The 13538-nt window shown below is 40.5% G+C and carries 10 protein-coding genes; 9 read left to right on the top strand and 1 reads right to left on the bottom strand.

Going from position 1 to position 13538, the window contains the following annotated elements:
• Nucleotides 1-151: 151 nt before the first annotated feature.
• The 8 genes from BLS16_RS08885 (at nt 152) to BLS16_RS08850 (ending at nt 11786) form a co-directional block, all read left to right on the top strand.
• The gene (locus tag BLS16_RS08885) at nt 152-1879 is read left to right on the top strand and encodes an ABC transporter ATP-binding protein (protein WP_092332422.1); all 1728 of its coding nucleotides are present in this window, start codon (nt 152-154) and stop codon (nt 1877-1879) included.
• A complete protein-coding gene (locus BLS16_RS08880) occupies nt 1876-4062 on the top strand; it encodes an ABC transporter ATP-binding protein (RefSeq protein ID WP_092332420.1) in 2187 nt (728 codons plus the stop codon). The genes BLS16_RS08885 and BLS16_RS08880 overlap by 4 nt, the downstream gene beginning before the upstream one ends.
• A 239-nt stretch (nt 4063-4301) precedes the next feature.
• A complete protein-coding gene (locus BLS16_RS08875) occupies nt 4302-5465 on the top strand; it encodes a sensor histidine kinase (protein ID WP_092332418.1) in 1164 nt (387 codons plus the stop codon).
• Nucleotides 5466-5728: 263 nt separating this feature from the next.
• Nucleotides 5729-5965 carry a hypothetical protein gene (locus BLS16_RS08870; RefSeq protein ID WP_092332416.1) on the top strand — a complete coding sequence of 79 codons (237 nt, stop codon included), beginning with the start codon at nt 5729-5731 and terminating at the stop codon, nt 5963-5965.
• A gap of 326 nt (nt 5966-6291) precedes the next feature.
• Nucleotides 6292-7515, top strand: coding sequence for a Zn-dependent hydrolase (locus BLS16_RS08865; protein ID WP_092332414.1), 1224 nt, complete (start codon nt 6292-6294; stop codon nt 7513-7515).
• Between the two features lie 111 nt (nt 7516-7626).
• Nucleotides 7627-8985, top strand: a complete 1359-nt coding sequence (gene allB, locus BLS16_RS08860; protein WP_092332601.1) for an allantoinase AllB — start codon at nt 7627-7629, stop codon at nt 8983-8985.
• Nucleotides 8986-8997: 12 nt separating this feature from the next.
• A complete protein-coding gene (gene allB / locus BLS16_RS08855) occupies nt 8998-10350 on the top strand; it encodes an allantoinase AllB (RefSeq protein ID WP_092332412.1) in 1353 nt (450 codons plus the stop codon).
• 50 nt (nt 10351-10400) lie between these two features.
• Entirely contained in the window at nt 10401-11786 is a 1386-nt protein-coding gene (locus BLS16_RS08850) for an NCS1 family transporter (protein ID WP_092332410.1), read from the top strand.
• 71 nt (nt 11787-11857) lie between these two features.
• On the opposite strand, the gene BLS16_RS08845 is transcribed toward BLS16_RS08850, so the two are convergent.
• Nucleotides 11858-12379 (bottom strand): ureidoglycolate lyase, encoded by a 522-nt coding sequence (locus tag BLS16_RS08845; protein ID WP_092332408.1) that lies wholly within the window; start codon nt 12377-12379, stop codon nt 11858-11860.
• Nucleotides 12380-12679: 300 nt separating this feature from the next.
• Here BLS16_RS08845 and allE point away from each other — a divergent pair, with 300 nt between their 5' ends.
• Complete coding sequence (gene allE, locus BLS16_RS08840) at nt 12680-13441, top strand: (S)-ureidoglycine aminohydrolase (protein ID WP_092332406.1); 762 nt, start codon at nt 12680-12682, stop codon at nt 13439-13441.
• Nucleotides 13442-13538: the final 97 nt, after the last annotated feature.

The raw sequence follows: 13538 nt of genomic DNA, 5'->3' as shown, positions 1-13538 counted from the left end.
TGCAGGATCAATAGTTAAATAGGAATATTTTGACTTACATAGAACCCTATCCCTTGAGTTCATACTAATCATTAAAGTGATAAAGTATAGAATTTGATAGGGTGAGTTATACTTTGTTTTTGATGTTATAGGCAGAAGGGACTGTTTTAGTGTGTTGAATTTATTTAAATACTTAAAACCATACTCAGCAATGATTGCAGGGGCTTTGGTGCTGATATTTTTACAAACTTTAGGGGATCTTTATCTCCCGACCTTAATGTCGGATATTATCAATGATGGGGTATTACATGGTGATACCGACAAGATTATGCAGATTGGTGGATTTATGCTTTTAGTCGCTGGGGGAGGAGCCTTGAGTTCGATCTTAGCTACTTACTTGTCCTCGAGATCCGCAGTAGGCTTAGGCACAATCTTACGCAGTAAAGTGTTTAAGGTGGTGGAAAGCTATTCGCTTCATGAATTTGATAAGCTTGGAACTGCCACACTAATTACCCGAACCACCAATGATATCAACCAGATTCAGATGGTTACTGTAATGATTTTGCGTATGATGGTCAGCGCTCCGATGATGGCGGTTGGGGGTATAATAATGGCACTACAGGAAGATAAAGAGCTTACCTGGGTGCTTGCCGTTGCTATACCGGTTCTGACGATTGTTATTGCCTTGATTGCCTCCAGGATGATCCCTCTTTTTAGATTAGTCCAAGTCAAAATTGATAGAATTAATCTTGTCCTGCGAGAAAAGCTGACAGGGATTCGGGTAATACGTGCTTTTAATACCGTAGAACTTGAAATGAAACGGTTTAACGATGCTAATGTGGATCTTACAGATAACTATATTAAGGTTAATAAAATTATGGCATACATGATGCCCTCCATTATGTTAATTATGAACTTTACTTCCTTAGCTGTGCTCTGGTTTGGCGGAATCCGAATTAGCAATGGCAGTATGGATCTGGGTGCACTCGCAGCTTTTACCCAATATGCAATGCAGATAATGTTTTCGATGTTAATGCTGTCTGTGATGTTTATTATGGTACCCCGTGCCCAGGCTGCAGCTGTGAGAATTAATGAAGTCTTGGATACGATCCCTGAGATTACGGATCCCAGTAAACGAATAGACTCCTTTACTGAAAAAGGCCATGTGCAATTCAGAGATGTTACCTTTTCCTATCATGGTGCTGAGGAACCCGCATTGAGTAACATATCTTTTGCGGCTCATCCCGGAAAAGTGACAGCTATTATTGGAAGTACCGGGTCGGGAAAATCCACCCTAATTAATTTGATTCCAAGATTCTATGATGTGGACAGCGGAAGTATTCTGGTTGATGGAGTAGATGTAAGGGAAATGACTCAGGAAACCCTGCGGGCAAAGATCGGATTCGTACCGCAAAGATCCCAGCTGTTTTCTGGAACTATCAAAGAGAATATTCGATTCGGCAATGAGCAGATCACGGATGAAGAAATTAAACACGCTGCTGAAATCGCTCAAGCTAGTGATTTTATTGAAAATTTTGAGGGCGGCTTTGAACATCATATAACCCAAGGTGGAACCAATGTATCAGGAGGACAGAAACAGCGCCTTTCCATAGCTAGAGCATTGGCCAGAAAACCTGAGGTCTATATCTTTGACGATAGTTTCTCAGCACTTGATTTTAAAACTGACGCACGATTGAGAGGAGCTTTAAAAAAGGAAATTGCCGAGGAAACGGTTATCATTGTAGCCCAGCGGGTAGGGACTGTCATGGATGCCGATAATATTATTGTATTGGATAAAGGACAGATCTCGGGAATGGGGACACATAAAGAACTATTAGCTACCAACGATGTATATCGTGAAATTGTTGCTTCACAGTTGTCAGAGGAGGAAATCGCATGAGTGAGCAAGATAGACAACAAAATCCCGGCCCTAGACCTGGAGGGGGTGGGGGAGGCTTTGGGGGTGGTTTTGGAGCGCCGGTTCAAAAACCTAAGAACTTTAAAGCAAGTTTAAAAAGGCTCATCAAATATTTGAGTCCCCATAAAACCAACCTCATGGTTGTATTTATATTTGCGATTGCCAGCACGATCTTTACCATAGCTGCTCCTAAAATAACCAGTAAAGCTATGAATAAGCTTCAGGATGGATATATGGCGAAGATGATGCTTAGAGAAATGACTGAGGCCCAGACCCAGGTTACCCAGCAAATAAATACACAAATGAACCAAATGCAGCAGGGACAAACTCCAGGTGTCGGGCAGAGCCCACAATCTCCTGATCCTGAAACCCTTCGAGGGGTTCAAGAGTTTATGAATCTGCCAATGCTTAGTTCGGTGACAGACCCTAATCAAAAAGCAGACATTGTTCAGCAGATGTTGAATCTAGTAAAGAAAATGCCTGTAGGTCAAACTGAGGGACAATCGATAAAATTAACCGAGGATCAAATAAATGGAGTAATTCGTTCCATACGTGAAACCAATGGGGAATATGACTTTAATTATATAGGAAGGATTGTTTTAATCCTGATAGGAATGTATTTAATTAGCGCCGTCTTTAGTTTAGTTATGGGTCTAGTGATGTCGGGAGTGGCTCAGAAAACCGTTCGAGACATGCGCAGACAAATTGATCTAAAACTAAATAATTTGCCGCTGAGGTATTTTGATAAACATCCTCATGGCGACATCTTAAGCCGTGTTACCAATGATGTCGATACTATCGCAACAACATTGCAGCAAAGCTTAACACAAATTATCACGTCCCTAATTACAATTATCGGTTATATCCTTATGATGCTGACGATTAGTCCAATACTTACTCTTATAGTTGTCGCTACATTACCTTTGTACATTATTTCTACCGCCACTATTGCTAAGAAATCTCAGAAATATTTTGCTGCGCAACAGAAAGAACTGGGACAGCTCAGCGGGCATGTGGAAGAAATGTATACAGGGCATAAAATTGTTAAAGTCTTTGGTCGAGAGAAAGACTCAATTGAAAAATTTGACGCAATTAACGACAGATTGCACACATCAGGCTGGAAAGCGCAATTCATTTCGGGGATCATGTTTCCTTTGATGAACTTTATCAGCAATATAGGCTATGTAGGTATTAGTATAGTTGGAGGAATTTGGATTACTCGAAATTTACTTGGGCTGGGTGACATTTTAGCCTTTATCCAATATTCAAGGTCCTTTACCATGCCTATTGCGCAAACTGCAAATATTGCCAACGTGATTCAATCCACAGTAGCTTGCGCAGAACGAGTTTTTGAGATTCTTGATGAAGAGGAAGAAATACCTGATAAACCTAATGCTCAAATCATTGAATTCTCGAAAGGGCAGGTAAGCTTTGAACAGGTAGATTTCCGCTATGAAGAAGATGTACCTTTGATTGAAGATATGAATCTCAATGTAGAACCAGGCCACACAGTTGCTATTGTAGGTCCGACAGGTGCGGGCAAGACCACCTTAGTAAATCTACTAATGCGGTTTTACGAAATAAAATCAGGAACAATTAGGGTAGACGGGGTTGATATCAGAGATCTAAAACGCAGCGAACTGAGAAGGATGTTTGGCATGGTATTGCAGGACACATGGCTTTTCAATGGAACGATTAAAGAGAATATAGCCTATGGAAAACAAGGAGCAACGACGGAAGAAATTGTGCGGGCTGCTAAAGCTGCACACGCAGATCATTTCATCAGAACATTGCCTGATGGCTACAATACGGTCCTCAATGAGGAGGCAACGAATATTTCCCAGGGTCAGAAGCAACTGCTAACCATAGCGCGAGCGATTCTGGCAGATCCGACAATTTTAATTCTTGATGAAGCCACCAGCAGCGTAGATACCAGAACAGAAGTTTTGATTCAAAAGGCTATGGCAAATCTTATGAAGGACAGAACTAATTTTGTTATTGCACACCGGCTGTCGACAATACGTGATTCTGAACTTATCTTGGTCATGAACGATGGCAAGATTATCGAAATGGGCAACCATATCGAACTGCTTGAAAAAGCTGGTTTCTATGCAGATCTTTACTACAGTCAATTTTCCGAAAGTCTGGATACTAAGACTGGATAGAGTAAGTAATCCTGTTTTAAGTTCAATTTAAGCCAATCCTCATCTTAGAAAAAGGGCGTTGTAAACTCCTTAGCAGTTTAAACGCCCTCTTCTTCTATTACTAGCTTAACAGTGTCATTCAAAGAAAAAAGACTAAATGGTATATTCTATGGTAAAATATTCACGATAAAGAATTTACGTGGGTAAACAACTATTTATCTAATTTAGATGATGCTTTCTCAGGTTTAAGGGGGATTTTCATGACGGAAGTTACATACACAGAAACACAATTCGCACCTGCAAAACGTTTATTAGATGGGGAAATTAAAATACAAGCAGAGCAAATAATAGATCAAAATTTAGTGCCTGACCTTTTTAAACTCATACCCAGTGTAATACTTGTGTTAAACAAAGAGAGGCAGGTCATTTATTCCAATGATGCCTTGCTGGAACATATAGGCATTTCAGCCAAGAGAAAATTCTTAGGTCTGCGGCCCGGGGAATTATTAAATTGCGTTCATTCAAATACGATGAAGGGTGGTTGCGGAACCACTGAAAATTGCAGTGTTTGCGGATCTATTCAGGCGATCCTAGAATCACAGATGACCAAAGCGCCGGTTGCCAAGGAATGTCTGTTAACGGTGAATACTGAGCATGGGGAAGAATGTTTAGAACTTTCAATTTATGCCGCACCCATTAAATATGGTTTTACTTTATTTATAGTCAGAGATATTAGTGAAGAAAAGAGACGACAGATGTATGAACGGGTTTTTTTTCACGACTTGATTAACTCATCGGGAGCGGCTAAAGGACTTATTTCTTTAATAAAAGAGATCACGGACATAAATGAGGCGAGGGAATTGTCAACCTACGCCTTTGAGGCGATAGAACAGGTACTTGAAGAGATTAACAGTCAAAAGTCTTTGAAAAATGCTGAAAATGGTACGCTTAACTTAAACCTATCGGAATTCAGAGTAAAGGAACTTGTTGAAAGGTTAGTTGAACTGTATAAAAAGAATAACAGTGTCACATGTCCAATAGAAGTTAAATGCGATATTGATGTGTTGGTTTTCAGTGATGTTGTTTTGGTTAGACGTGTCCTTAATAATATGCTGAAAAATGCTGTTGAATCATCCTATATGGATACTGTAACGGTTGAGGGGATAAAGAAGGATGGCTATGTGGAATTCAAAGTGAATAATAGACAATATATACCGAAAGATATCCAACTACAAATGTTTAAACGTACTTTTTCAACCAAAGGGGAAGGACGGGGCTTAGGCATATATAGTATGAAACTCTTAGGAGAGAAATATCTGGGTGGATATGTTAAATTTGTCTCAACAGAGGAAATAGGGACAACATTTGTTTTTGGCTTACCAATCCAAAAGGTTCAGAATCAAGCTATCCCATATTTTAACTAGCCAATCAAATTCTTGCTATGTATCACGCTCCCCTCAAAAGCGATTTTATAGGGGAGCTTTTTGTTGAATAATTGTTGATACTCCCAGATAGATATTTTCGTTAGAAATATGTGCTATTGGCACTTATATTCATGCCAATAGCTACTACAATAACATTGTAAATTAGATTAATATCAAATAAATAATATAATGAAATAGATTTTATTTAAAAAATTATACTTATACTTTAGTTGAGGCAGCGACAATAGAGGGGCGGTTAATAAGTGGAGGTTTCAGCACAAGATTTAAGAATTTTAATCGAAGAGGGTTCGAATCTAATACAAACCGGTAGCAAAATTCAAAACATTCAATGCATACATTGGTATCTAAAATGCAAATCGGCTTTAGATTCTTTTGCCTTAGAAAAGGATCTGTTAGACAAGTTTAAGTATAGTTTAGAGCTAGAAGAAAGAGTCGAAATCTTAAAAAAGATTGCAGTTACTGAGATTGAGAGTGCATGAACAGCATTTTTTTGGGATGAGAGCATCTTCTAACGGGGGTGTTTATTTTATGTGCATCCATGACAGTTGATACCTCTTTGACAATAAGAACAAGGTCAAAGAGCAATCTTCAAGGCAGGGGGGCGTTTTGTTTGCGAAGGTCAAACAAAACGCCCCCCTGCCTTCTTACTCTGATAATTTTGACTTATCAACCAAGGATAGATAGGAGCTAAATCTTTATCCTTATTATGAGAAGACAAAACTTCCAAAATTGTAGAAAATATTAGTGTAAAGAAAAAAATCTGAAAAGAGCGTTTCTAAATAAAATTGCTTTAAGAGGTGGCATCGTGATTAACAAAAAACGACTATATAATCGTCTGATGGAGTTAGGGGAAATAGGTAAACAGGAATCTGGGGGTATAACTAGGTTGGCCTTTACCCCGGAGGATCGTAGAGCAAAAGATCTCGTAACTTCCTATATGAAAGAAGCCGGGTTAAGTGTGCGAGAGGATGCGGTCGGTAATATTGTTGGGCGCAGGGAAGGTCGTAATCCGGAAGCCCCAGCGGTTGTCACTGGCTCTCATGTTGATTCTGTATATAACGGAGGAATCTTCGACGGTGCATTAGGCATAATCGGAGGTATAGAAGTTCTGCAAACTATGCAGGAACAGGGCATTAAGACCGAACATCCCATTGAAGTCTATGCCTTTAATGATGAAGAAGGAGCTCGTTTTAGCTTCAGTATGATGGGTAGCAGGGGAATGATCGGCAGTCTGAAACCTGAAGATTTAGAGCTTAAAGATAAAGAGGGAATCTCTCTGGCAACAATTATGAAAGCTCAGGGTCTGGATCCGACGATGATTCGTTGTGCCGCTCGTACTAAAGGCACTATAAAAGCTTTTATCGAATTGCATATTGAACAAGGCAAGGTGCTTGAGAAAAATAATCAATCAGTAGGGATTGTCACAGGAATAGTCAATGAATTATGGCTTAAATGTACCTTTAAAGGTGAGGCAGGACATGCCGGAACAACGCCTATGACAATGAGGCATGACGCTTTAGTTGCAGCCGCCGAATTTGTTCAAACTGTTGAACAGGAAGCCAAAAAGACCGGTACAACGGTTGCTACTGTTGGGAAAATGAGTGTATTACCAGGCGGAATTAATATTATCCCGGGAACGGTTGAAATTACTCTTGATTTAAGAGATCTCAATCAAGAAGTTAGTGATCAAGTGGAAGATGCGATTTTTAAAGAAGCGAAACGAATTTGCCGCGAAAGAAATCTGGAAATGCGTACTGAAGTCTTACAACGCATCCCGCCTTCACTTTGTTCGGAAGAGTTTCAACTTGCTGCCAAAGATGCCTTTGAAAAACAAGGATTTGAGCCCTTTTATCTGCCAAGCGGGGCTGGGCATGATGCCATGCAGGTGGTAAATATCTGTCCTATCGGTATGATCTTCATAAGATCAAAAGATGGAATCAGCCATAATCCGGCTGAATGGAGTTCGCCGGAGGATTGTGCGGATGGAGTTAATGTTCTCTACCATACTCTTTTAAGTCTGGCAAATTAGTTTCAATTCGGTTTTAAAGGAGGGATTCCTAAATTAAAGTATGGTTAATGTAGGCCTGATACTGGTTAGTTGATTTATGCTAATTCTATGAATAAGAGAGAGGGCATGCATGTGTTTAATTTAGTCATTAAAAATGGGAAGGTCGTAAACGCTGATAGAATTTTTGAAGCATCTGTTTGTGTAAATGATGGTAAAATTGCGGCAATCATTGATGCGGGAAGTTCTGTTGAAGCAGAGGAAGTTATCGATGCTAAAGGAAGTTATCTTTTTCCGGGAGCAATTGATAGTCATGCACACTTAAACGATCCCGGTTACTGCTGGAGAGAGGATTATGCCCACGGCTCAGCAGCCGCTGCCGTTGGAGGATGTACAACAATTGTCGATATGCCTCTTCAGAATGAACCTGCCTTGACGGATGCTAAGATTTTCGACAAGAAGGAAGAAACGGTTTCTCCCAACGCTTATGTAGATTATTGCTTCTGGGGTGGCTTGGTTGACTATAACTTAGACAAATTGCCAGAACTCGATGCCAAAGGATGCGTGGCCTTTAAATCGTTTATTGGTCCGGTTTCTCCTGATTATGTTTCCTTATCCATTGGGCAGGCCAAAGAAGCTTTGGAAATTTTAAAAGAATGTGGAGGACGTGCGGGTTTCCATTGTGAAGATTATTCTATTATCAAATGGGAAGAAGCCAGAGCACAAAGAAAAGAGAAGAATGATTGGCAGGATTTTCTGAATACCAGACCGGTCATTGCAGAACTTATTGCCACCCAAAACATACTTGACCTGGCTCGGGAACTGGAAGCCAAAGTTCATATCTGTCATGTAAGCCACCCCAAGGTAGCCAAAATAATTAGAGACGCTCAGTTAGAAGGTGTTGATGTAACAGGTGAAACCTGCGGTCACTACTTGACCTTCACAGATCAAGATGTCATCAATAATGGAAGCTTGTTCAAATGTGCGCCTCCCTTAAGAGAAGCCAGTGCGGTTGAAGAAATGTGGGAATATGTCAACAACGGAACCTTATCCTGTATCGGTTCTGATCACTCACCTTGCGAATTAAGTGAAAAGAGTGAAGAAAAGCATGGGATTTTTGGAGCTTGGGGTGGGATCAGTGCCATCCAAAACGTCATGCAAGTTGTATTTAGCGAAGGCGTAGTCAAGAGAGGTTATAATCCTACTTTACTGGCTCGATCCTTAAGTGAAGGTCCGGCAAAGGCTTTCGGAATCTATGGTAAAAAGGGCGCTATTGAAGTTGGATTCGATGCAGACCTGGTCATACTTGATCCTGAACAAGATTGGGAAATCACACCAGACTCCTTGCATTATCTCAATAAAATTTCGGCTTTCGTAGGCTTAAAGGGCAAAGGGTTGCCTGTATGTACCTTAGTCAGAGGTCAGGTCGTAGCCAAAGATGGTCAAGTAGTGGGTCAAAAGGGATTTGGCGAACTTGTGAAAAAATTGAAGTAGGGGGGATAGTACATGAGCAAGCGTTATGATGTTGTCATTCGCAACGGAATGCTTATTTGTCCTGAGGGCGTGAAGAAGGCGGATGTAGCCGTTAGTAACGAAAAGATTGTAGAAATAGGCTGCGAACTATCCTGGGATGCAAAAGAAATTATTGATGCTGCTGGTAAATATGTATTTCCCGGAGCAACAGACGGGCATGTTCATTTTAATGACCCAGGAAGAACTGAATGGGAAACTATAACAACAGGAAGCAGTGCTCTGGCAGCGGGCGGTGGAGTTGCTTACTTTGATATGCCCCTTAATTGCAGCCCTTGTACACTGGACGCTAAAAATTTTAATGCCAAGCTAGCTGTAGCTCAGAAAGATTCTCTCGTCGATTATGGATTTTGGGGAGGGCTCACTCCTAAAAATCTAGATAACCTTGAAGAGCTTGCAGAGTGTGGGGTAATAGGATTTAAAGCATTTTCCTGCTTTAGTGGCATTGACGAGTTCGAAAGAATGGACGATTTTACTGCATTAGTAGGCATGGAAAAATTGGCCAAGCTTGGACTGCCTCTTATGGTGCATTGCGAAAATGCTGAAATCACAAGGGATTTAACGGCCTTAGCCCTTGCTAATAACCAGACAACAGTAAGGGATTATTTTGCAGCCCGTCCGCCTATTACGGAAATTGAAAATGTATCTCGTATGATTACCTTTGCAGAAGAGACAGGCTGCAAATTAATTATTGCCCATATCAGTACTGCCAAGGCTGTAGAGTTAGTAACTCAGGCCAGAAGCCGGGGAGTGGACGTTTGCTGCGAAACGATTGGACATTATTTGATTCTTACTGACGATGATGTGGAACGTTTAGGAACTGTCGCAAAATGCTCGCCGCCCATTCGCAACAATGGGAACCAAACAAAAATGTGGGCTAAACTGCTAAACGGTGAGATAGCCTTTGTATCCTCAGATCATTCACCCTGTGATCCGAAATTGAAAGATGGTGAGTTCTTAAAGGTTTGGGGTGGAATCTCAGCTTGCCAGACAACTCTCCCGGGCTTACTTACCCATGCCTACCATGATCGGAAAGTTCAACTTGAGGAAATCGCCAGATTGACTGCACAAAATGTTAATGAAATTTTCAAGATAGAGGGGAAAGGAAAAATTGCAGTAGGTTATGATGGAGACTTTGCCTTGGTAGACTTAGACAAGGAATTCACATTGCAAGCCGAAGATCTTTTCTATAAATACCAAGTAAGTCCTTATGTTGGTGACAGGTTCCGTGGGGCGGTTACTCAAACAATTCTCAGAGGAACAACAGTGTTTAAAGATGGAAAGATTGTATCAAAGCCCATTGGCAAACATCTGAGACCTAATTTGTAAACCATAATTACAGAAATAAGGACTTATAAAAAGAAGGAGTTGGGTGTAGGATGTCAACAAATACAGAAGCTGCAACTGCAACGCAGATCCAACATGCCGGTGTGGATGAATCACTAATTCCTAAAACCCTAGAGGGTAGAACGGTTAGCCCCATAGACTATATGTTTATGTGGATTGGAGACGGTGTTAATTTAGGCAATATGACCCTCGGAGCCAGTTTAGTTGTTGCAGGAATTGCCACTCTAAATCTATTTCAGACATTTGCTGCAGCTATTATTGCCATTGGAATTATTTCAACTATTTTTGCCTTGAATGATAGGCTTGGCTACAGAACAGGGATACCTTATGTTGTCCAGCTGAGAATGTCCTTTGGAATCAAAGGTTCAGTTATCTCATCCCTTTTGCGTGGAATCCCCGCCATTGTCTGGTACGGCTTTCAAAGCTGGATTGGAGGTACTGCTTTAAACGAAATTGCCAAGGTATTTACAGGCGGCGCCTTTGATAATGTGGCAGTTTGCTTTGTAGTACTTCAATTAGTTCAAATCGGACTTTCCTTGTATGGCTTCCATGCCATTAAATGGGTAGAATCCCTTACTTCCATTGTTATTATGCTCGCTCTTGTTTATGTGTTTGGTGTTCTTTTGACATCTCATAGTGCAGTAATTGCGGAAAAATGGGTACATGCCAAAGGTTCATGGGGCTTGCCATTCTTTGCCTTCATTATGATGTTCATGGGGAACTACGCGGCTATCTTCTTGAGCGCGGCAGATTATTCGAGAGAATTAAAAGCTGGAATTAGCGACGGAAAACGGGGATTTTTATACTTCCTTCCTATATTAATAGCCTACGGCTTCGTACTGGCAATTGGAGCAATGCTTGCTTCAGCAACGGGTATATCTAATCCGGTGAAAGCCTTTGCAATCGTAGTCGATAATTCTTACATCACAGTCTTTGTATCAGCCTTTATTGTTATGGGTGCTATTGCAGTTAATATGGTAGCTAATATTATTCCGCCCACCTATGTTATCACTCTAATCACAAAGCTTAAGTACAAAGTCGCAGTTACAATAACCGGATTACTTGCGTTAGGTTCCTTCCCTTGGGTTCTTGTTCAGGATTCGTCGGCAAAAGGACTGGGTATGTTCATCCTGATATATTCCGCATTTTTAGGCCCTATTGTTTCAATTTTATTAATCGATTACTATATCTTCAGAAAGCAAAAAGTAGACATTGTTGATCTATACAAAGAAAATGGCCCTTATTCAGGATATAATCCGGCAGCTGTGTTGGCCATGCTAATTGGTGCTGCGGCAGCTTTTACCAAAGTTGAGCTGGCTTGGATTATCGGGTTGGTCGTGGCCGGGATCTCTTATTATCTTCTTACTAAGTTTGCCTTTAAAGATTCAAAGTTTAAAAAGGGTACGATCTTTGAATAATTTTCCTTCAGGAAGTTAAAAATTGAAAAGGCATTTCCCTAACAGATAAGGGAAATGCCTTTTTGTACTAATTAGAGTTGAATCTCAAAAGTTACCCCAAGATCCCGGATTTGACAATCCCCATCGTAAAGTGGCTCGATGGAATCATCCGTTGTTTCCTTACGTGTTGCCAGAATATAGCCAAAGGACTCTTCAAGTGGGAGAATTGTGCCGTGCCATACGCCACGGTGGATGACAAAGGCCGTATAGCTTTCCAGTAAAAAGCAGCGTACTGAGTCTGGTGAGGGCAGAGCTTCCAGGTCATTAGGGTCTGTGGCAGGAGCGACACTTATGATAGCGGGGCCGCCATAGAGGGGGAAGAAACCTTGAGTGACTTTTAAGTGACGTTCTAAGGCTGAAAACTTAAATTCTTTTCGCTTAAGCAAAGCATACACGAACTCGGCCGAACCATCATCCACTTCAAAAGGGATTCGGTCAGCAAAAATTGGAGGTGTAGTCTTAATAGGAGGAACTCCCGGCTCACGCATCAGCAAATGACCATAAGGTGCAAAGGCTTCTTTAGTAAAAGGTTCGACTTTAATGATACGATTCATATTGAAAATGTCCCCTTTCAATTTTGGTTCACACTAGTTCTGATTCAATGTATAATTACTCATTCCCGTGCTTTTATCCTTTTACAACTATTGATGATGGTCAGGCTGTTCATTTATCCAAATTTCCTAAGTTCGATTCACAAATAGAATTTAGCTGCCTGATTTAAGGTTAATAGTTTATCCAAGATTGATATTTATTAGGGTTTCCTTTTAACCATTTATTCTAAAGGTCGCCTTAAGCAAAGTGACGAATATATGACAATAGTCAAAATCTTGTTAATATGAAAGGAGAAGTTATCTATGGGTTACCCAAATGATCTTTTAGCAACGAGGGCAATTATCAAACATGGCAGATATGCATTGATACCACCGGAAGGGCGTGTGAAAAACGTCATTCCTAATTTAGAGAATTGTAATACAAGTATAATTGCCTCTCCCGAGTTAGGGCCGAAGTTTGCAATGTATACTGTTGAAGTATTATCAAATGGCGGGACAACCATTGATTTCAAAGAAGATGGTATAGAAACATTTGTTTATTGTATGGGAGGAGCAGGAACCGTAACTGTTGAGGAGAAGACCTATGAACTGACGGATGGCGGCTTTGTTTTTGCACCTGCCTCATTAGGAGTAGGACTGAAAAATTCAAGCAACGAACCATGGAAACTTCTTCTTTATAAACAACGTTATCGACCATTAGTGGGTTATGAAGCGAGAATTGTTGTAGGCAACTTAAATGATATCCCTGATGAAGCTTATGATGGTATGGAAAATGTTCGTATTAAAAACGTGCTGCCTACTGATTTAGGCTTTGATGTTAATTTTCATACGCTTAGTTTTTATCCTGGCGGCTGTCATCCTTTCGTGGAAACCCATGTTCAGGAACATGGCCTTTATTTTCTAGAGGGTGAGGGAGTTTATTTGATTGACGATAAATGGCTACCTGTGAAAACGGAGGATTTCATCTGGTTTGGTCCGTATGTTCCTCAAGCCTACTATGGTGCGGGTAGAAAACCTTCCACTTATATTTATACTAAAGATTGCAATCGGGACATTGAGCTGTAAAATAGAATTACTGATTAAAATACGAGGTTCGAAACTTAATCGAACCTCGTATTTCAAAAAACTCTTATATTATTTAAGACTTATTGAAATCTGCAGT

Origin of the sequence: Desulfosporosinus hippei DSM 8344 (assembly GCF_900100785.1) — a bacterium.
Taxonomy (GTDB): Bacteria; Bacillota; Desulfitobacteriia; order Desulfitobacteriales; family Desulfitobacteriaceae; genus Desulfosporosinus; species Desulfosporosinus hippei.
This window is presented reverse-complemented; position numbering and strand designations above follow the sequence as displayed.

Excerpts from the sequence above, each read along its gene's own strand:
- BLS16_RS08875 (WP_092332418.1), top strand. The coding sequence starts at position 4,302 with ATGACGGAAGTTACATACACAGAAACACAATTCGCACCTGCAAAACGT.
- BLS16_RS08850 (WP_092332410.1), top strand. The coding sequence starts at position 10,401 with ATGTCAACAAATACAGAAGCTGCAACTGCAACGCAGATCCAACATGCC.
- allB (WP_092332412.1), top strand. The coding sequence starts at position 8,998 with ATGAGCAAGCGTTATGATGTTGTCATTCGCAACGGAATGCTTATTTGT.
- BLS16_RS08845 (WP_092332408.1), bottom strand. The coding sequence starts at position 12,379 with ATGAATCGTATCATTAAAGTCGAACCTTTTACTAAAGAAGCCTTTGCA.
- allE (WP_092332406.1), top strand. The coding sequence starts at position 12,680 with ATGGGTTACCCAAATGATCTTTTAGCAACGAGGGCAATTATCAAACAT.
- BLS16_RS08880 (WP_092332420.1), top strand. The coding sequence starts at position 1,876 with ATGAGTGAGCAAGATAGACAACAAAATCCCGGCCCTAGACCTGGAGGG.